Origin of the sequence: Streptomyces sp. NPDC007875 (assembly GCF_042868035.1) — a bacterium.
Taxonomy (GTDB): domain Bacteria; phylum Actinomycetota; class Actinomycetes; order Streptomycetales; family Streptomycetaceae; genus Streptomyces; species Streptomyces antimycoticus.
In genome coordinates this window covers 57,516-76,045 of sequence record NZ_JBIADZ010000035.1, presented here as the reverse complement: position 1 = coordinate 76,045, position 18,530 = coordinate 57,516, and the positions used below count along the sequence as shown (strand labels likewise).

Annotated in this window: 14 protein-coding genes and 1 pseudogene; 4 read left to right on the top strand and 11 right to left on the bottom strand. The window is 71.7% G+C overall.

Translation table 11 applies throughout. From position 1 onward, the window contains the following. The 5 genes from ACFYOY_RS42655 to ACFYOY_RS42635 form a co-directional block, all read right to left on the bottom strand. On the bottom strand, positions 1-1,065 hold the full coding sequence (locus ACFYOY_RS42655; protein WP_351902328.1) for a hypothetical protein: 1,065 nt from the start codon (positions 1,063-1,065) through the stop codon (positions 1-3). Beyond that, positions 1,062-1,982 carry a hypothetical protein gene (locus tag ACFYOY_RS42650; protein WP_351902331.1) on the bottom strand — a complete coding sequence of 307 codons (921 nt, stop codon included), beginning with the start codon at positions 1,980-1,982 and terminating at the stop codon, positions 1,062-1,064. The genes ACFYOY_RS42655 and ACFYOY_RS42650 overlap by 4 nt, the downstream gene beginning before the upstream one ends. A gap of 98 nt (positions 1,983-2,080) precedes the next feature. Then, the gene (locus ACFYOY_RS42645; RefSeq protein WP_086710830.1) at positions 2,081-2,836 is read right to left on the bottom strand and encodes an LPXTG cell wall anchor domain-containing protein; all 756 of its coding nucleotides are present in this window, start codon (positions 2,834-2,836) and stop codon (positions 2,081-2,083) included. 323 nt (positions 2,837-3,159) lie between these two features. After that, positions 3,160-3,669, bottom strand: a complete 510-nt coding sequence (locus ACFYOY_RS42640) for an ATP-binding protein (protein WP_093462359.1) — start codon at positions 3,667-3,669, stop codon at positions 3,160-3,162. 183 nt (positions 3,670-3,852) lie between these two features. Further along, a complete protein-coding gene (locus tag ACFYOY_RS42635; protein WP_069873351.1) occupies positions 3,853-4,221 on the bottom strand; it encodes an STAS domain-containing protein in 369 nt (122 codons plus the stop codon). Between the two features lie 252 nt (positions 4,222-4,473). On the opposite strand from ACFYOY_RS42635, the gene ACFYOY_RS42630 reads away from it, so the two are divergent. Next, positions 4,474-5,418: an RNA polymerase sigma factor SigF gene (locus ACFYOY_RS42630; protein ID WP_351902488.1), complete on the top strand. Its 945-nt coding sequence runs from the start codon at positions 4,474-4,476 to the stop codon at positions 5,416-5,418. Between the two features lie 105 nt (positions 5,419-5,523). On the opposite strand, the gene hutI is transcribed toward ACFYOY_RS42630, so the two are convergent. From hutI to hutU, 4 genes are all read right to left on the bottom strand, one after another. Continuing rightward, entirely contained in the window at positions 5,524-6,732 is a 1,209-nt protein-coding gene (gene hutI, locus ACFYOY_RS42625; protein ID WP_351902336.1) for an imidazolonepropionase, read from the bottom strand. A 44-nt stretch (positions 6,733-6,776) separates the two neighbouring features. Beyond that, complete coding sequence (locus ACFYOY_RS42620; RefSeq protein WP_351902339.1) at positions 6,777-8,171, bottom strand: formimidoylglutamate deiminase; 1,395 nt, start codon at positions 8,169-8,171, stop codon at positions 6,777-6,779. Then, a complete protein-coding gene (locus tag ACFYOY_RS42615) occupies positions 8,162-9,349 on the bottom strand; it encodes an allantoate amidohydrolase (RefSeq protein ID WP_351902342.1) in 1,188 nt (395 codons plus the stop codon). Before ACFYOY_RS42615 ends, ACFYOY_RS42620 begins: the two co-directional genes overlap by 10 nt. Before the next feature lie 92 nt (positions 9,350-9,441). Continuing rightward, entirely contained in the window at positions 9,442-11,100 is a 1,659-nt protein-coding gene (gene hutU / locus ACFYOY_RS42610; RefSeq protein WP_351902345.1) for a urocanate hydratase, read from the bottom strand. Between the two features lie 200 nt (positions 11,101-11,300). Here hutU and ACFYOY_RS42605 point away from each other — a divergent pair, with 200 nt between their 5' ends. Beyond that, on the top strand, positions 11,301-12,317 hold the full coding sequence (locus tag ACFYOY_RS42605) for an NADP-dependent oxidoreductase (protein ID WP_351902348.1): 1,017 nt from the start codon (positions 11,301-11,303) through the stop codon (positions 12,315-12,317). 62 nt (positions 12,318-12,379) lie between these two features. Here the strand turns inward: ACFYOY_RS42605 and ACFYOY_RS42600 are convergent, their stop codons facing one another. Continuing rightward, positions 12,380-13,300, bottom strand: a complete 921-nt coding sequence (locus ACFYOY_RS42600) for an SDR family NAD(P)-dependent oxidoreductase (RefSeq protein ID WP_351902351.1) — start codon at positions 13,298-13,300, stop codon at positions 12,380-12,382. Positions 13,301-13,722: 422 nt separating this feature from the next. Here ACFYOY_RS42600 and ACFYOY_RS42595 point away from each other — a divergent pair. Together ACFYOY_RS42595 and ACFYOY_RS42590 are read left to right on the top strand one after the other, a co-directional pair. Then, positions 13,723-14,614, top strand: a pseudogene (locus ACFYOY_RS42595) (helix-turn-helix transcriptional regulator). After that, entirely contained in the window at positions 14,611-15,966 is a 1,356-nt protein-coding gene (locus ACFYOY_RS42590) for a diaminopimelate decarboxylase (protein ID WP_388593156.1), read from the top strand. The pseudogene ACFYOY_RS42595 and the gene ACFYOY_RS42590 overlap by 4 nt, the downstream one beginning before the upstream one ends. A 413-nt stretch (positions 15,967-16,379) precedes the next feature. On the opposite strand, the gene ACFYOY_RS42585 is transcribed toward ACFYOY_RS42590, so the two are convergent. Beyond that, positions 16,380-17,597 (bottom strand): helix-turn-helix transcriptional regulator, encoded by a 1,218-nt coding sequence (locus tag ACFYOY_RS42585; protein ID WP_388593153.1) that lies wholly within the window; start codon positions 17,595-17,597, stop codon positions 16,380-16,382. Between the last annotated feature and the right edge of the window lie 933 nt (positions 17,598-18,530).

The window sequence follows — 18,530 nt, the reverse complement described above, 5'->3', positions numbered from 1 at the left end:
TCAGGTGGTTCCTTTCGGAGTCGATCGGATCTCCTCGGACGGTGCGGAAATCTGGTGGTGCGGCGGTGCCTCCGGCGCCGTGTCGGGGGTGAACCAGGGCAGCGCCGGATGCGGGCCGCTCGCCCCGGCCGGTCCGATGCTGGACGGGGGCGGGGATGGGGGCGGCAGTGGCGCGGCCCGGGCCGTACGGGGCCGTACCTTGTCCACGACGGCCATGCCGATCCGGAAGACCGTCGCCGCGACCACCACGCACAGCAGGACCCAGAAGAGCGTGACCCCCCAGGGCCGTCCCACCGCCCACGGCTGTTCGACGAGCAGCTTGGATCCGTAGCGCAGCGAGACCAGATAGTCGCCATGGGCCCCGGCCGACAGTTCGACGTCCAGCTTGACCTGCGCCTTCTTCCCCGGCTGGATCGTCCCCCGCCATCGCTGCTCCTCCCAGGAGGGGGCGAAGACGCCATGCGAGGTGCCCACTTCGAAGACCGGATCGCGGGCCGGTGTCGAGCCGAGATTGCCGACGGTGACGACGAGCCGTCGACGCGGTGGCGCGCCGAACCAGGTCAGCAGCCCGCTGGACCCGTCGAGCCGGGCCGAGAGCACGCTCAGCCGCTCGCCTCCGCGCCGCTCCTTCGGCAGCGGCGCGACCGGATGCCCGGCGACCTTGAACGCCACGTCCGCGGCGGCGGCTTCACCGGTCGCGGTCGCTATATGGATGACACAGGGACAGGGTTTGGGCGGCTCGGCGACCGGCAGCTTCTTGGTGAAGGTGCCGTCCGCGCCGACGGTGACCGCCCTGCCGTCGCCGTTGGCACAGGAGTTGGTGCCGCCGATCATGTTCTGCCCGCAGATGAGCAGCGTGAGCAGGGCACGCGGCCGCCATCGGGCGCCGGTCACGGTGACCGTGCCACCCGTACCCGCCTCGGCCTGGGAGACCTTCGCGGTCGGGCCCTCGGCCGCCTTGGCGCCGCCCGTAAGGGGCACGCCGAAGGTGAGGAGGACCAGGGCGAGCACGGTGACCACGGCGGACGGCCGGGCCGGGGTGCCTGCGCATCGGCATGGGTTCACGTGGTCGCTCCTGCCCCTGTGCTCTGCGGTTGCGGCTGCGGTCCCGGGGTGTGGCGTCGACGCCGTCGTCTTCGCAGCAGCCGGACGCCTCCGCCGGCACCCGCGCCCACCAGGGCCGCCGCCACGGGGGCGAGCAGCCACCAGGGGACGGCCGTGTATCCGGCGGTCGCTGTGGCGTGCGCGCCCCCGCCCGCGGTGACCGTGAGCCGCACGTCCACCGAGTCGAGGGCGGGCGGGTGCGGCCAGCTCTCGGTGAGCCGCACCCGTTTGCCCGGCGGCAGCTCGACCGGCAGGGTGCGCGGGGCCCGGCGCAGCACCTGGCCGAAGAGCCCGTCGGCGCGTACGGCCAGCCGCGGGGTGAGCACGGTGTTGCCGCGGTTGACGAGGGCGTAGCGGATGGCCGCCCGGTCGCCGCGGCCCTGGATCGTCACGTCCTCCACGGCGAGGGCGGACAGCGTCGCGCCGCTGATCCGCAGCCGCAGCCGGACCGCGATCTCGCGGCCGCCGGAGGAGACCATGACCGTGCCGGGGCGTTCGCCGGGCACCGCGTCGGAGGGGACGGTGAGGGTGAAGGGGATGTCGGCGCGGGTGCGGGGCGGCACCGTCACCCGCTGTTCGGCGAGCGCGATACGGGCGCCGTCGGCGCCGCGCAGCCGGACGGTGCGGGGGCGCTCGCCCTTGTTGGTGACCGACAGCTTGTCCTCCAGGACGGCGCCGGGCCCGCCTTCGAGGTAGATGTACGGCCGGTCGCCCGCGCCCGGTGCGCTGCCGCCGCCCGCGGCGGGAGCCGCCGACCAGTCGGGTCCGGCGGCGGCAGCCGGGGAGGCCCAGGACATCGGGGTCGCCGGGGTCATCAGGGACGCGGCCAGCAGGGCCGGGGCCCAGACGCGGACGGCTGGGCGGATGACGGCGTGCATGGCCGCACGGCCGGCTGCTCGGCCGGCTGTACGGCGCACTGCACGGCGGACGGCACGGATGCGCGACGGCATCGGCGGCTCCTCGGATGCCGCGAGCGTCAGGGGGTCCGCTGACGGCGGGTCAGCCAGAGCGCCCCGGCCACTCCGGCGAGCAGCACCGTGCCGCCGAGGGTGCCGAGCGCGACGGCGGAGTCCGCTGGTCCGGTCTGTGGCAGCTGGTCGTTGCCGGAGCCGCCCTGCGCACCGCCGGATCCGCCCGTGCCGCCCGTACTCGTACCGCCCGTGCCGCCCGTACCGCCGGTGGAGCCGGAGTCCCCGCCGCCGCCCGCGCCCTTGACGTCCAGCGTCAGGGAGGGCTTGGGGTTGTTGCCGGGGGTGCAGGTCGTGGTCGTTCCCAGCGCCTTGATGGTGAGGGTCGAGGCGGTGAAGGTGACCTTTCCGCTCTTCTTGGGGGTGTAGGTGCCCGACAGGTCACTGATCTTGATCGGGGTGTTGGCCGGGATGGCCTTGTCGTTGGCGGGCCCCGACACCGAGACCGTACCGCTCTCCGCTCCGCCCAGTTTGATCAGCGCGCTGGGGTGCATGGCGCCCTTGCCGAGCTCGACGGGGCTGGAGGAGACGCCCTTCTCGAAGGACATCGTGAGCTTGTAGGAGCCGCCGCTCGCCACGCTCTTGATGTCGATGGGCGAGACGGCGCTCTTGTCGCCGATCGGCGTCTTGCACTGGTAGTCGACGTCCACGGTGTCGGCGTGCGCGGCCGGAGCGGTGAGGAGCACCACGGAGCCGGCCAGGGCCGCCGCGAGCGTGAGGGCGCCGCCACGGCCGGCCGGGCGCCGTTGGTTGTGGGACACCACGAGATCCCCTCTCGTCAAGCGCCGCAGCCGAATGTAACTGACGGCACATCAGATTGGGCGCTGACGGTACGCCGGGGACCTTGCCAAGGGAAGACAAAAAGCACGCCGGATCGGCGCGAAGCGGAGAAGAGGGGTGAAGTGGCCGCCGCGGCGGCCGGGATCAAGCGGGCCCGGGGCCGGAAGTGCGGCCGGGATCAAGCGGGCCCGGGGCCGGAAATACCGGAGGAGCCACCGGCCGTGGCCGGCACGGCCGGGTCGGCGCGGCGGATCAGCCGGGCCTGCGGGTGGACGGTGGCATCGCGGTGGGGCCGAAGCCGCGCTCTTCAGCCCGGCGCGGCGAGTTCGGCCCAGACCGTCTTGCCGGATCCCTCCACGTTCCGCACGACCCCCCAGTCGAGGCACAGCCGCTGGACGATGAACATGCCGTGACCGCCGGGCCGGCCGGCGCGGTGCGGGGTGCGCGGCGCGGGCGTACCGGTGCCGAGGTCCACGACCTCGAGGCGGAGCACTTTGGCGTTGCAGCTGACGCGCAGCTCCTCGGGACCCTCGGCGTGCAGGCAGGCGTTGGTGACCAGTTCGGAGACGACGAGCAGGACGTCCTCGGCGGCGGCCCGGTGGTCGGCGGTCGCGGCCGGAAGCCACCCCCAGTCGCGCAGTGCCTCGCGCGTGAAGTCGCGGGCGCGCGGAACGGCCCCGCTGGCCCCGATCAGAGCGAGCCTGCGGGTCTGGCGGATGGGACCGGCGGTCGGGGGGGCCGGTGGGGAGGCCGAAGCCGCGGGGCCGTCCGGGTCCGGGCCGCGGTCGCCCGGCGGGTACGGCCGGGTGGTGCTCATCAGCGCTTCACCTCACCGATTCACCGATTCAGGGTCAAGGGATACCTGATCTCTTCAACAGTTTCAGCCTGTCTCCTGCCCGGCCAAAGCGTGAGAACACCCACTACTTCCGCCCCACCGATGTGACGCGGGCAACGCATCGCTGACCCACCGATGACACGCCGGAAACAGGAGTGATCTATGTCACTCGACAAGGGCCGCGTCAAGCGACTCGTGCACCGTAAAGACGGCGTCCGCGCCCGTGATCTCGAACACTCGGGCAACGATCGGCAGCATCCCGGCCAGATGGACACCGCCGCCTTCGGCCTCGGCCTTGAGTCGTGCGCCGAGGAGGACATTGAGTCCGGTGGAGTCGCAGAACTCCAGCTTCGAGCAGTCCACCACCAGCCGGACACGTCCCCCCTCTACGCACTTCTCGAGCGGCTCGCGCAGCACTTCGGCGGTGTGGTGATCCAGCTCACCCGCCGGTGTCACGACTGCGCTCGCCCCGTGGTGCCGAACCTCGACCTGGAGCCGGCCTTTGCTGGCGCTGCCGACCATCCCGCGGTCCATCTGCGCACCTCTTCTGGCGTCTCGTTGCTTTCGATTGCGCGCATCGAACCCTACGCCTTCTACCCGGTCCTCTGGTAGCTGAACATTTCGCATAGTTCGGCAAATATGGACAACGTGGACTTGCCACTTGGTGGCTGATGCAGGTAGGCGTAGAGGGTCACATCCGCTTACGGCCCGGCTTTGGAGGCGCCGCTCACCGGAGCAGCACGTTATGGCACCGGCAGCCATATGCCGAGAACGATGGAGGAGACTATGTCACCCCGCCTCGACGACACGCGTACCGAACCCTCGGGGAGTACCCGGACCACCGTTTCGTCGGCCCCCCTGCCCGAGCAGTTCACCCCCGACGCGGACGCCCAGGCGACCGTTGGCTTCTTCGACGAACTGCCGGAATTGTCCGATCTGCCGGAAATACCTCCTTATGACACGGTAGCACCGGTAGACGCAAGGGCTCTGTCGAAGACCCTTTTCGAACGTCTCGAGGTGCTGGAGGAAGGCACCCACGAATACGCCTATGTGCGTAACACCCTGGTCGAGCTCAACTTGGCGCTGGTCAAGTTCGCGGCCTCCCGGTTCCGCTCCCGCAGCGAGCCGATGGAGGACATCGTCCAGGTCGGCACCATCGGCCTGATCAAGGCCATCGACCGCTTCGAGACCGGCCGGGGCGTCGAGTTCCCGACCTTCGCGATGCCGACGATCGTCGGTGAGATCAAGCGCTTCTTCCGCGACACCAGCTGGTCGGTGCGCGTACCGCGGCGGCTGCAGGAGCTCCGTCTCGACCTGGCCAAGGCCGGCGACGAACTCGCCCAGCGGCTGGACCGGGCCCCCACCGTCAGCGAGCTGGCCAAGCGGCTGGACATCAGCCAGGCCGAGGTCGTCGAGGGCATGGCCGCGAGCAACGCGTACACCGCGAGCTCGCTGGACGCCCAGCCGGAGGAGGACGACTCCGAGGGAGCGCTGGCGGACCGGATCGGCTACGAGGACCACGGACTCGAAGGCATCGAGTACGTCGAGTCCCTGAAGCCGCTGATCGCCGATCTGTCCGCGCGCGACCGGAAGATCCTCTCCCTGCGCTTCGTGGCGAATATGACGCAGTCGGAGATCGGTGAGGAGCTGGGCATCTCCCAGATGCATGTCTCGCGGCTGCTGTCGCGCACCCTCCGTCGGCTCCGTAAGGGTCTGATGATCGAGGAGTGACGCCTCCGCAGACGGATAAGGGCCCGCCCCCGGCCGACCGGGACGGGCCCTTATCCGTGCTCGCCGCCATTCCCCGTCAGGTCACGTCAGATCGCTGCCGTTCCGTCAGGCCAGGTCAAGGTCAGACCTGATCAGGGTGCCGTTGTGCCACACCGCCGAGACCAGCGGGACGCCGGGGCGGTAGGCGAGGTGCACATGGGACGGGGCGTCCAGCAGCGCCAGATCGGCGCGGGCGCCCGGGCTCACCCGGCCCACGTCGGTACGGCGCAGGGCCCGCGCCCCACCGGCCGTGGCGGCCCACACCGCCTCGTCGGGCGTCATCCCCATCTCCCGTACGGCCAAGGCGATGCAGAACGGCATGGAGCTGGTGAAGGACGAGCCCGGGTTGCAGTCCGGGGACAGCGCGACCGTGGCGCCCGCGTCGAGCAGCCGGCGCGCGTCCGGATAGGTCGAGCGGGTGGAGAACTCCGCCCCGGGGAGCAGAGTGGCGACCGTCTCCCCCTGGGCCAGCGCGTCGACGTCCGCATCGGTCAGATGCGTGCAGTGGTCGGCCGAGGCGGCTCCCAGCTCCACCGCCAGCTGCACCCCGGGGCCGTAGGAGAGCTGGTTGGCGTGGACCCGCGGGACCAGCCCGCGCTCCTTGCCCGCCGTCAGGATGGTGCGGGCCTGGTCGCCGTCGAAGGCGCCCTGCTCGCAGAAGACATCGATCCAGCGGGCGTACGGGGCGCAGGCGTCCAGCATCGGGCCGGTGACCAGATCCACGTACGCGGCCGGGTCGTCGGCGAACTCGGGGGCGACGATATGCGCCCCGAGAAAGGTCACCTCGTCGGTGTGGGCACCGGCGATGGTCAGCGCGCGGGCCTCGTCCTGCGAGGTCAGCCCGTAGCCGGACTTGATCTCGACGGTCGTGGTGCCCTGGCGGCGCGCCTCGGCCACATAGCGGCCGACGTTGGCGTGCAGCACGTTGTTCGACGCGGCGCGGGTGGCGGCGACGGTGGTGCGGATCCCGCCGGCGCTGTACGGGCGGCCGGACATCCGGGCGTTGAACTCCTCGGTCCGGTCGCCCGCGAAGACCAGATGGGAGTGGGAGTCCACAAAGCCCGGAATGGCGGCCCGGCCACCGGCGTCGACCCGGTTGTCGGTGGCGGGTGCTTTGCTGGACTCACCGACCCAGGCGATGCGGTCGCCGTCGATGACGACGGCCGCGTCCCGGATCAGGCCGAGGGGGCCTTCACCGAGGGAGGGGTCATTGGTGACCAGACCGGCGATGTCGGTGATGGCGGTCGTGGTCGGCGCAGTCGTCGCGGTGGTCATCGTGGGGGTGTTCTCCTTCGTCGGCCGTTGCGGTAGCGGCCGGATCACCGTCCGTGCAGGGCTTCGATGGATTCGGCCAGCGCTTGCGGGACGCGCGGGACGAGTTGATGGGTGCCGTCCCGTACGACATGGCGGCCGCCGACCACGGTGTGCCGGACGTCCGCGTTGGTCGCCGCGAATACGGCGGTCTCGGCGCCCAGCCGGGGCGGCGGCCCCGCCGTGCGCACCGAGTCCAGCGCGACCGTGGTGAGGTCGGCGAGCGCGCCCACCTCGATCCGGCCGGCCTCCGCACCCCAGCCGAGCGCCGCGTGACCGTCCACGGTGGCGGCCCGCAGCAGCTGGGCCGCGGTCCAGTGGCCCCGGGCGCGGGTGCGCAGCCGCTCGTCGAGCTCCATGGCGCGGGCCTCCTCCAGGATGTCGATCACGGCATGGCTGTCGCTGCCCAGCGAGAGCGGTGAGCCCGCGCTCTGCAGCTCGGCGGCCGGGCCGATCCCGTCGGCGAGGTCACGCTCGGTGGTCGGGCACATACAGACACCGGTGGCGGTGTGGCCCAGGAGCCGGATGTCGCCGGGGGTGAGATGGGTGGCGTGCACGGCGGTCGTCTCCGAGCCCAGCACGCCGTGGTCGGCGAGCAGCCGGGTGGGGGTGAAGCCGTGCGCCTCCACACAGGCGTCGTTCTCGGCGGTCTGCTCGGAGAGGTGGACGTGCAGGGGCGCCGTGCGCTCCTGGGCCCACCCGGCCACGGTCGCCAGCTGATCGGCGGGAACGGCCCGCACCGAGTGGATCGCCGCGCCGATGCGGGTGTTGCCGTCGCTCTTCAGCCCGGAGACCCGCTCGGCCCAGGCTTCCGCCGTGCCGTCGGAGAAGCGCAGCTGGTGCTCGCTGGGCTCGGCCCCGAAACCGGAGGAGAGATAGCAGGTGTCGAGCAGGGTGATCCGGATACCGGCCTCGGCCGCGGCCGCGATCAGGGCCTCCCCCATCGCGTTGGGGTTGCCGTAGCGGGCGCCGCCGGGCGCGTGGTGGAGGTAGTGGAACTCCCCCACGCAGGTGATCCCGGCCATGGCCATCTCGGCGTAGACGGCGCGGGCCAGCTCGAAGTAGCTGTCCGGGGTCAGCCGGTCGGCGACCCCGTACATCACCTCGCGCCAGGTCCAGAAGGAGTCGGGCGCGCCCTTCCCCCGCCCCTCGCGCTGCCGGTCCGGCGCGCCCTCCGCCTGTACGACACCGCGCAGGGCCCGGTGGAAGGCGTGGCTGTGGGTGTTGGCCAGACCGGGGATGGTCAGACCACGGAGCGTGACGGACCCGGCGGGCGGCCGTGGGCTCCCGGGCACCACCGCCGCGATCCGTCCGTTGGCCGCGGCCACGATCACCACGTCCGACCGCACGCTTCCGTCCACCCAGGCGTGCTCCGCCCAGTACGTCTGCGCCGTCAGTGACACGCCAGGCCCTCCAGTACCTCCGCGAGTGCGGCCACACCGGCGAGGCAATCGTCCTCGCCCGCCGTCTCCGCGGGTGAATGCGAGACGCCGGTGGGGTTCCTTACAAACAGCATGGCCGTAGGAACGGACGCGGACAAAATGCCGGCGTCGTGCCCGGCCCCGGTCGGCAGCACCGGAACGCCGCCCAGCAGCCCGGACAGCCGGTCCCGAAGGTCGTGGGCGAACTCGACGACCGGGGTGAACGACTCCCGGGTGACCCGGACGTCCACCCCGTCGCGCTCCCCGCGCTCCTGCGCGGCGCGCTCGATCTCGCCGACCACGGCGGCCAGGGTCTCCTCGTCGGCGGCGCGCGAGTCCAGCCAGCCGCGGACCAGGCTCGCGATCGCGTTGACCCCGTTCGGCTCGACGCTGACCTTGCCGAACGTCGCCAGCGCCCCGGCGATCCTGGCCTTCTTACGGGCCGCGAGAACGGTGTTGGCGTAGGTGAGCATGGGATCGCGGCGGTCCTCGATCCGGGTCGTCCCGGCGTGGTTGGCCTCACCGTGGAAGTCGAACCGCCAGCGGCCGTGCGGCCAGATCGCGGACGCGACGCCCACCGCGTCGTTCGTGTCGGCCAGGGCACGCCCCTGCTCGATATGCAGCTCGACGAAGGCCCCGATGCGGGCCAGCCGCTCCGGGTCGGGGCCGATGGCGTCCGGATCGTATCCGGCGCGCTCCATCGCCTGGGGGAGGCTCAGCCCGTCCGCGTCGCGCAGCTGGTGCGCCTGGTCCGTGGTGAGCTGCCCGGCGGTCAGCCGGGAGCCCACGCAGGCCAGGCCGAAGCGGGCGCCCTCCTCGTCGCCGAAGTTGACGATGGCGAGCGGTTTGGTGGGGTGCGCACCCCGTGCTCGCAGCTCGTCGAGGGCGGCGAAGGAGGAGACGACGCCCAGCGGGCCGTCGAAGGCGCCGCCGTCGGGGACGGAGTCGAGGTGGGAGCCGGTGACCACGGCGCCTTGGGCGGTGGGGTCGCCGAGCCAGGCCCATTGGTTGCCGTTGCGGTCCACCTCGTAGGTGAGACCGCGGTTCTGGGCTTGTTCCTTGAACCACGTTCTGCAGTCGGCGTCCGCGTCTGTCCAGGCGTAGCGGCGGTAGCCGTTTGTTGTTGTGTTGCGGCCTACGGGCGCCAGGTCGCGCCACATCTCGTGGAACGACGGGGTTTCGTGGGCGGCTGACGGTCGGTGGGTGGGTTGTGCCCACCCGTCCCGCCCTGCGGGACGATTGCCCACAACACTCACTGTGCTTCCCTCATCGGGATTCGGACGTCTCGCTCCTCCGCCACCTCGTCCGCGCGGTCATAGCCCGCGTCCACGTGGCGGATCACGCCCATGCCGGGGTCGTTCGTCAGCACCCGGCGGATCTTCTCGCCCGCCAGCGCGGTGCCGTCGGCGACCGTGACCTGGCCCGCGTGGATCGAGCGGCCCATGCCGACGCCGCCGCCGTGGTGGATGGAGACCCAGGACGCGCCCGAGGCCACGTTGACCATGGCGTTGAGCAGCGGCCAGTCGGCGATCGCGTCCGAGCCGTCCAGCATGGCCTCGGTCTCGCGGTACGGGGAGGCCACCGAGCCGCAGTCGAGGTGGTCGCGGCCGATCGCCAGCGGTGCGGCGAGCGTGCCGTCGGCGACCATCTCGTTGAAGCGCTCGCCCGCCTTGTCGCGCTCGCCGTAGCCGAGCCAGCAGATACGCGCGGGCAGTCCCTGGAAGTGGACCCGCTCCCCCGCCATCTTGATCCAGCGGGCCAGCGACTCGTTCTCCGGGAACAGCTCCAGCATCGCCTTGTCCGTGGCCGCGATGTCCCTCGGGTCGCCGGACAGAGCGGCCCAGCGGAAGGGGCCCTTGCCCTCGCAGAAGAGCGGCCGGATGTAGGCGGGCACGAAGCCGGGGAAGGCGAAGGCGCGTTCGTAGCCCGCGAGCTGGGCCTCGCCGCGGATCGAGTTGCCGTAGTCGAAGACCTCGGCGCCCGCGTCCATGAAGCCGACCATGGCCTCCACGTGGCGGGCCATCGCCTCGCGCGCCCGCTGAGTGAAGTCGGCGGGCTTCTCGGCGGCGTACGACGCCATCGCGTCGAAGTCCACGCCGATCGGCAGATACGCCAGCGGGTCGTGGGCGCTGGTCTGGTCGGTGACGATGTCGATCGGGGCGTTCATCGCGAGCAGCTGCGGGACCAGTTCGGCCGCGTTCCCCAGCACGCCGATCGACAGGGGGCGCCGGGCGTCGCGCGCCTCGGTGGCCAGCTGCAGGGCGTGGTCCAGGCTGTCGGCGCGAACGTCCAGGTAGCGGTGTTCGATACGGCGCTCGATGGCGCGGGGGTCGCAGTCGATGCAGATCGCGACGCCGTCGTTCATGGTGACCGCCAGCGGCTGGGCGCCGCCCATGCCGCCGAGACCCGCGGTGAGGGTGATCGTCCCGGCCAGGGTGCCATTGAACTTCTTGGCCGCCACGGCCGCGAAGGTCTCGTAGGTGCCCTGGAGGATGCCCTGGGTGCCGATGTAGATCCAGGAGCCCGCGGTCATCTGGCCGTACATGGTCAGGCCCAGCGCCTCCAGGCGACGGAACTCCTCCCAGTTGGCCCAGTCGCCGACCAGATTGGAGTTGGCGATCAGCACCCGCGGCGCCCATTCGTGCGTCTGCATGACGCCCACCGGGCGGCCCGACTGGACCAGCATCGTCTCGTCCTGCTTGAGCGTGCGCAGGGTGCGGACCATGGCGTCGAAGGAGCGCCAGTCGCGGGCCGCCTTACCGGTGCCGCCGTAGACGACGAGCTTGTCGGGATGCTCGGCGACCTCCGGATCGAGGTTGTTCTGCAGCATCCGCAGGGCGGCTTCCTGCTGCCACCCCCGAGCGCTGAGCTCTGCACCACGCGGCGCCCGTACGGGTCGCGGTCCTGTCATGGGGCCAAGCCTCCCTGCCATCGATTGGATCGAGTTATTCACATCTTGATGCCGATGAATATGGCTAGTCAATACCGCGGAGCTGCGCATACACCCGGGTGGTTCAGCGGCGCGGGCTCGCGGGGGACACGACCGGCACGGTCCGGCCCCCCGGGGTAGCGTCACCGGGACGTGTCCGCTCCGCCCGCGAGGAGCCCTGCGTGTCCCTTCCCGCCACCCATCGCGAGGTCCGTCTGGCGGCCCTGCCCGAAGGGGCGCTCACCCCCGGTCACTTCGAGGTCGTCACCGCTCCCGTCCCCACCCCCGGCCCCGGACAGGTGCTGGTGCGCAACCGGCTGATGAGCGTCGCCGCCGTAATGCGCCCGCTCACCCTCCCCGACCCCGACACCTTCGGCCTTCCCCAGCTGCTGCACAAGACCGGCGAGGTGATGCGGGGCCCGGCCCTCGGCGAGGTGATCAGCGCGCCCGGCACGGAACTCGCCCCCGGAACCCTCGTCCGCCACCGCGCCGGCTGGCGCGAATACGCGGTGCTCGACGCCGCGCAGGCGTCGCCCATCGACCCCGGGGCGCTGCCGGACCCCGCCGCGCATCTGTCGCAGGGGTTCGCCGCCTGGCTGGGGGTGGTGCGCGGGGCCGGGGTGCGGCGCGGCGACACGGTGTTCGTCACCGGCGCGGCGGGCGGCGTGGGCTCCCTGGCCGGGCAGTTCGCCCGGCTGCACGGCGCCGAACGGGTCATCGGCTCCACCGGCTCCCGCCACAAGGCCGACCGGCTGACGCGGGAGCTGGGCTACGACGCGGCCGTCCTCCGCGGGGCCGGACCGATCGAGGAGCAGTTGCGCGCGGCCGCCCCCGACGGCATCGACGTCCTCTTCGACACCGTCGGCGGCGAACAGCTCGAGGCCGCCCTGGCGCTGGCCCGCCGCAACGCCCGTTTCGCCCTGGTCGGCGCGCTGGCCGCGCAGCTCTCCGACGACGCGCCGGCCCCGACCGGGATCAGCACCCTGGCCCTCATCGCCCGCGGCGTCACGCTGCGCGGCATCAGCGCGCTGGATCACCAGGACGCCTTGCCCGCGTACACGCGCGAGTTCGGCCGGGCGCTGCGCGAGGGCGCCCTCACCTATCCGTACACCCGGCTGACCGGGATCGGCCAAGCGCCGCGCGCGCTGTGCGAGTTGGTGGCGGGCCGTCACCTCGGGGCGGTGCTGGTGGAGCTGTGACCTGGGCGGGGTGCTGGGGTGGCAGCCCTCGGGGCGGTGCTGGTGGGGGTTGTCGAGCGCGGTCAGTCCGAGGCCAGGAGCCGCTCCGACGTCGCCCAGAGGCGGTCGGCGCCCTCCGGGTCGAGGGCGTACGGGGCGACCCCCGCCATCATGGCGATGAGGTCCTCGGGGCGGCGGCTCACCGGCTCGGCCTCGGCGCAATCCGCGAAGTAACGCCCGCCGACGCCCTCCAGCAGTGGCGAGGCGGCCAGCAGCACCGAGGTGGCCGCCCCCTGCTCCGGGGTCTTCCACACCATCGCCGGGGCCGTGAGGGTCCCGACGTGGCGCTGCAGATTGGTCCGGATGCCCCCGGGGCTGAGCGCGTTGACCGTGATGCCGTCGCCCGCCCAGCGGGCGTGGGCGCCGACCGCGAAGAGCACGTTCGCGGTCTTGGACTGCCCGTACGCCTGCATCGGTTCGTACGGCCGGTAGTCGAAGTGGAGGTCGTCGAAGACGACAGGTGAGCGCAGATGCGCGGCGGAGCTGACCGAGACGATCCGCGCGCCCCCGGCGGCCGCCAGGGCGCCGTGCAGGCCGCGCGCCAGCGCGAAGTGGCCGAGGTGGTTGACGGTGAACTGCCGGTCCCAGCCCTCGGGCGTACGTCCCTCGGGCAGGGCCATGACGCCCGCGTTGTTGACCAGGATGTCCAGCGGCCCGTCCCACCCGTCGGCGAACGCGGCGACCGAGGCCCGGTCGGCCAGGTCCAGCGGTGTGACATGCAGCCGCTTGTTGCCGGTGGTGGCGGTGATGTCCTCGGCGACCCGGGCCCCGGCCTCGAGGTTCCGCACCGCGAGGGTCACCTCGGCCCCCGCTCCGGCCAGCGCCCGCGCGGTCTCGATGCCGATGCCGGAGGCGGCCCCGGTGACCACCGCGCGCCTGCCCGAGAGGTCGATGCCGTCGATCACCTCGGCGGCGGTGGAGCGGGAGCCGAAAGGTGTCGTCATGCGTGTTTCGTTCTGGTCCATGCCCCCAGCGTCGCCCCGCCCACCGCCCCCAGCCAGACCCCACGCATCCTGGGAGTCACAGGGACAGGCTCGGACCGCGCCCTCGCCCCCACGGCCACGCGGGCCGCGCCCGCGCCCCGGGCGGCACGGGGCCCTCTTCACACGCCGGGAGGACAGCCGCCCGCCCGTCGCGATCAACCGGACTCACGGCTGATCGCTTGTCCCGGGAGCGACAGGCACGGGCCCCGCGCCGGGCGCCCCACCTCCACCTACGACCTCATGCCGGGCGACGGACGGGCCGCTCCCGGCGGGCGGCGGGCCCGCGCCCCTCCCCACCGCCCGCCGGTCCAGCCCGCCGCACAACCGGGTCCTGGGAGTCACAGGGACAGGCTCGGACCGCGCCGGGCGCATAGCGTGGAGGTATGGCGGAGAGCACGAATCGGCTGGGCGAGTATCTGCGGGCCCGACGCGAGCTGGTGGGGCCCGAGGACGTCGGGCTGCCCGCCGTCGGACGGCGCCGGGTGCCCGGGCTGCGCCGTGAGGAGCTCGCGCTCCTCGCGGGCATCAGCAGCGACTACTACCTGCGGCTGGAGCAGGGCCGCGACCGCCCCCCCCTCCGAGCAGGTGCTCGACGCCCTGGCCCGCGTGCTGCGGCTCGACGACGACGCCACCGCCCATCTGCACCGGCTGGCCCGCCCCGCGCCCCGCCACCGTCCGCGGCGGCCGGAGCGGGTGCCCGCCGGGATCCAGCAGCTGGTGCTGTCCTGGACGCGGAACCCCGCCTTCGTCCAGGGCCGCTATATGGACATCCTCTTCGCCAATCCGCTGGCCATCGCCCTCTCCCCGCTCTGCAGACCCGGGGTGAACGTGGTCCGCGCGCTCTTCCTCGACCCGGAGATCCGCGAGGCGCACGGCAGCGAGACCGCCACCGCCGGTGTCGTGGCCGGCCTGCGCGCACTCGTCGGCCCCGATGTCGACGATCCGCCCCTCGCCGAGCTGGTGGGTGAGCTGTCGGTCAGGAGCGAGCGGTTCCGGCGGCTGTGGGCGCGCCATGACGTCAAGCCCAAGGCCGGCGCCGGTACGTCCACCTTCCAGCACCCGCAGATCGGCCCGATCGAGCTGAGCTACGAGAAGCTGGCCGTCACCGGCACCGAGGGCCAGCTCCTGGTGGTCTACCACGCCGCCCCGGGCAGCCCCGCCGAACAGGCCCTGGCACTGCTGTCCGGGCTCGCGGCCGACGCCGGGCAAGACCCCCGGAGCGGCCCCGGGGCAGTTGGCCCGCAGCCGTCCTCGGATGGTTGGCTGAGGTCATGACTTCGAAACCGGTGGCGATGGCCGCCCGGCGCGAACGGGCCGTTCGGGCCGCCGTGGAGCAGGGGCTGCTGGGCCCGGATCAGCCCGTCGTCGGGCTGCTGGACGTGGCCGGGATCCGCGCCGCCGCCGCCGAACTGCGCGCGGCCTTCGAGGACGTCGTCACGCCCGGCACCCCCGTCCTGCACGCCTTCGCGGTCAAGGCCGCCGCGCTCGTCCCGGTCCTGCGGCTGCTGGCCGACGAGGGCCTGGGCTGCGAGGTGGCCAGCCCCGGCGAACTGGCGCTGGCCCGCGCGGCGGGGGTGACGCCCGACCGGATCGTCCTGGACTCCCCCGCCAAGACCCCCGCGGAGCTGCGCGAGGCCCTCGACCTGGGTATCGCCGTCAACGCCGACAACCCACAGGAGCTGGACCGGCTCGGCGCGCTGGTGGGGGACCGCGCGGACCCGCCCGCACCCCTGGGCCTGCGGATCAACCCGCAGGTGGGCGGCGGCAGCATCGACGCGATGAGCACGGCCACCACGACCTCCAAGTTCGGCGTCGCCCTCCAGGATCCGGGGGCGCGCGAGTGGGTCGTCCGCGCCTTCGCCGAGCGCCCCTGGCTGACCCGGCTGCACGCGCACGTCGGCTCCCAGGGCTGTCCACTGGAGCTGATGGCGGCGGGCATACGGGTGGCCTACGAGCTTGCCGAAGAGATCAACGGGACGGTCGGCCGACAGCAGATCGACGCCCTCGACATCGGCGGCGGCCTCCCGGTGAACTTCGCCTCCGACGAGATCACCCCCAGCTACCGGGAGTACGCACAGCTGCTGCGGACCACCGTGCCGGGGCTCTTCGACGGGCGGTACAAGCTGGTCACCGAGTTCGGACGGTCCCTCCTGGCCAAGTCCGGCCTGGTGCTGGCGCGGGTCGAATACGCCAAGTCCGCGGGCGGCCGCCCGATCGCGGTCACCCACGCGGGCGCCCAGCTCGCCACCCGTACGGTCTTCGCCCCCGAGGCCTGGCCACTGCGCGTCACGGCCTACGACGCGGAGGGCCGCCCCAAGACGGGGGGCTCCGACGGCCAGGTCCCCCAGGACATCGCCGGTCCCTGCTGTTTCGCGGGCGACCTGGTCGCCCGGGACCGGCCCCTGCCGGAGCTGGCGGCGGGCGATCTGGTCGGCCTGCTGGACACGGGCGCGTACTACTTCTCCAACCACTTCGCGTACAACAGCCTGCCCCGGCCCGGGGTCTACGGCTTCGACGCCACCGGCGACGAGGTGCGCTTCGCGACGGTGCGGGAGCCGCAGACGGTGGACGAGATCGTGGTCGAGAGCGGCGCGGCCCATGCGCTGGGCCTCAGCCGCCTGCGGTAGCGGACCACGTCCAGGCGGGCTGCGATGCGCCGCATATCGCGAGGTGCGCCCAGGCCGCATGAGCTCAAGGTCCATCGCGCGCCTACCGCTTCGTCTCGCTTGGCGTCGTTTGAGCATCGGGACAGGTAGGGGCGGCCCGGAGCCCGGCCACCCCACCCGATGGGGGTACCCCCTTCCAGAAAACGCTTGATCTGACGCAACTAATTCATCAAACGATTTCGCGAGGGGTACCCCCCGCAGTCCGGATCGGCGCGAAGCCCAGGCCGGAGGGGCGCCGCAACCGGGCCCGCCCCCACCGGCCGCCCCCGGCAACGGGCCCCGGCCAGGGCACCCCCGGCCCCATGCTCAAACGCGCCGAAGGCGCGAAACGGCGCCGCACCCACCCACGCCGCGCAACCCCCACAGCCTGGTTTCTAAGCTGCCTGATGCTCGGCGAGCAGGGTGGCCACTTCCGGCACCTCTGCGCACTTCCGCAACCTGGCGAGGATGACGCGTACCCGTTCGGCCGTGCGTTCCGAAGAGATGTCTGCTGCCAAGGTGATGACCCGTTCCGCTACGGCTGCTGCCTCTTCTGGTTCATTGGCGTCAGCCAGGGCCACAGCAAGCCAAGACAGATACAAAGCCATTTCCCGAGTATGCGTGGCGTCGTAGCCGCCAAGGACTTCGCGGAGCAAGGGCACAGCACGCAATGGCCGGCGAAGCTCCGCATAGACCCTGGATTCCATCACCCGGAGTTCCCCGGCATCCACCCAATACAGGTAGGCAGGTGATTCCGTGCCGGGGCCGTCTTCGCTGAGCGCCTCCCCGGCTTCCCCCAGCGCTCGCATGGCCTGTTGCCCGTTCTCGATGCCCCCGGCTTTCGTATGAGCCCAAGCCACCCGGTCGAGATAGAGCGCGCGGGCTTTCGGGGGCGCCTTGCTGCCGGCGTCATTCAGTGCAGCATGGGCCAGTGTGAGTCCTTCTGATTCCCGACCCGTATTGCTGAACTGATAGGCCAACGATCCTGCGATATTCCCGGCTAGGGTGTGGTCTTCAGCTTGCCTTGCGGCGCTGATTCCTAGACGGTAGATGCGCTCTGCCTCTTCATGCTGTCCGGCGTCGCTGGCAATCCATCCAGCAATCTGCGTCAACTCTCCGATTTGGCGTAGAAGCTGCCGACCTACTTCGCCGCTGTGAGTTCCCTCGCGGTACAGCTTCACGGCAGAGCGGAGTTCCCGGAGCGCTGGGCGGATCAGGTCGCCTCCGGCGAGGACATCATCGGCAAGCCTCAGCCCATGCACACGCTGTTGCAGGTCGTCCACCGCACCCATGCCGATACGGCGTCCTGCGTGAGCTTCCAGCGGACGTAGCGGATCATCTCCGGGCAGGAAGTCAGCGAGCGTGGGCAGAGGTGGTTCAGCAGGCGCCTGAGGTGTCCTGAGCGTTTCCTCGGACACGCCCAAGGCGGTAGCAATGAACGACAGCCATTCCCGAGGCGTGCGTTTCCCGTTCTCCCACCGGTTGACTTCCTGCCGCCCGACTGGATCACCAGCCAATCCGGCTGCCCGGCAGATCTCACGCGCCAGCCGCGCCTGACTCCACTCGTGCTCTTCACGTAGGCGTCGGATGTTGGCCCCGATGTCGCTGCCCATGTGCCAATTGTGGCCGACAGTCGGCCTACAGGGGGCCGCTATGCAGTCACTCATTGGAGCGGAAGCGTAGGGACGGCAACAAGGACCCCCGCGACCGTGCGACCGGTCCGGGGGCGTGGCCCTCAACCCCGTGGAGGTTGACGACGTGTCCCAAGCTACAGCGAGAGTGTTCCTGCCGTTGCTGCGGCTCCTACTGCCCCCTGTGGGCCGTCACCGGGCGGCTGATCAGCCGTCGTCATCCCGGCCCGTGAGTGCGCCTCGTGCGGCCGCGCTGAGAGGTGAGGACATCGGGCTTGTCCGGCCGTACCTGGTGGCTCATGAACGTCGGCAGCAACGAGCGCGGCGCCGTGCCCTATGGCTGGCCGTTCACGGAGTCGATATCGGCCCCCGGCGGATTCACGGAGTGGAGGTTTCCGCATGACGGGCCGGCCAACTGACGCATCAACGCCCTCGGATGGAAGCATGCGGGCTTCGGCGTCAGATACAGAAGCCAGGACTGTTTGCAGCTCTTGTGCGCTGACGGAGTTGGCAGACTCGGCGAGTTGTCCTGTGTGCGCCGCGTTGCTCAGGCAACAGGCAGCGCACGTGCGGGCCGGGGATCACAAGCGTCTGGCGCTCTGTATGAGGGAACTCAACGAGCACAAGACCGGTTGGGCCCACAGGGGGCGGGCATGAGCGACCCCACGCTTATGACCATCCGTGTGTCACGCGACAACGGGCAGACCTTCGGCCCTACGACCATCTACAAGGCGTCCAACCAATCTCTCGAACCGCTGAAGTCATCAGCATGGCCACCGTGCGAATGCCCTCGGTGCCTCTCGTCCTATGGCTCACGGCGGCTACAGGAAACGCTGGCGCAGCGCAGCAGCTAGCCACAAAACCGGCCCCGTCCACGCGCAGAACCCCTGAGCCACGGGCGGGGCTTCCCCTTGT

Excerpts from the sequence above, each read along its gene's own strand:
- ACFYOY_RS42590 (WP_388593156.1), top strand. The coding sequence starts at position 14,611 with ATGACTTCGAAACCGGTGGCGATGGCCGCCCGGCGCGAACGGGCCGTT.
- ACFYOY_RS42650 (WP_351902331.1), bottom strand. The coding sequence starts at position 1,982 with ATGCACGCCGTCATCCGCCCAGCCGTCCGCGTCTGGGCCCCGGCCCTG.
- hutU (WP_351902345.1), bottom strand. The coding sequence starts at position 11,100 with ATGACAGGACCGCGACCCGTACGGGCGCCGCGTGGTGCAGAGCTCAGC.
- ACFYOY_RS42615 (WP_351902342.1), bottom strand. The coding sequence starts at position 9,349 with ATGTGGCGCGACCTGGCGCCCGTAGGCCGCAACACAACAACAAACGGC.
- ACFYOY_RS42600 (WP_351902351.1), bottom strand. The coding sequence starts at position 13,300 with ATGACGACACCTTTCGGCTCCCGCTCCACCGCCGCCGAGGTGATCGAC.
- hutI (WP_351902336.1), bottom strand. The coding sequence starts at position 6,732 with ATGACCACCGCGACGACTGCGCCGACCACGACCGCCATCACCGACATC.
- ACFYOY_RS42640 (WP_093462359.1), bottom strand. The coding sequence starts at position 3,669 with ATGAGCACCACCCGGCCGTACCCGCCGGGCGACCGCGGCCCGGACCCG.
- ACFYOY_RS42630 (WP_351902488.1), top strand. The coding sequence starts at position 4,474 with ATGTCACCCCGCCTCGACGACACGCGTACCGAACCCTCGGGGAGTACC.
- ACFYOY_RS42585 (WP_388593153.1), bottom strand. The coding sequence starts at position 17,597 with ATGGGCAGCGACATCGGGGCCAACATCCGACGCCTACGTGAAGAGCAC.
- ACFYOY_RS42635 (WP_069873351.1), bottom strand. The coding sequence starts at position 4,221 with ATGGACCGCGGGATGGTCGGCAGCGCCAGCAAAGGCCGGCTCCAGGTC.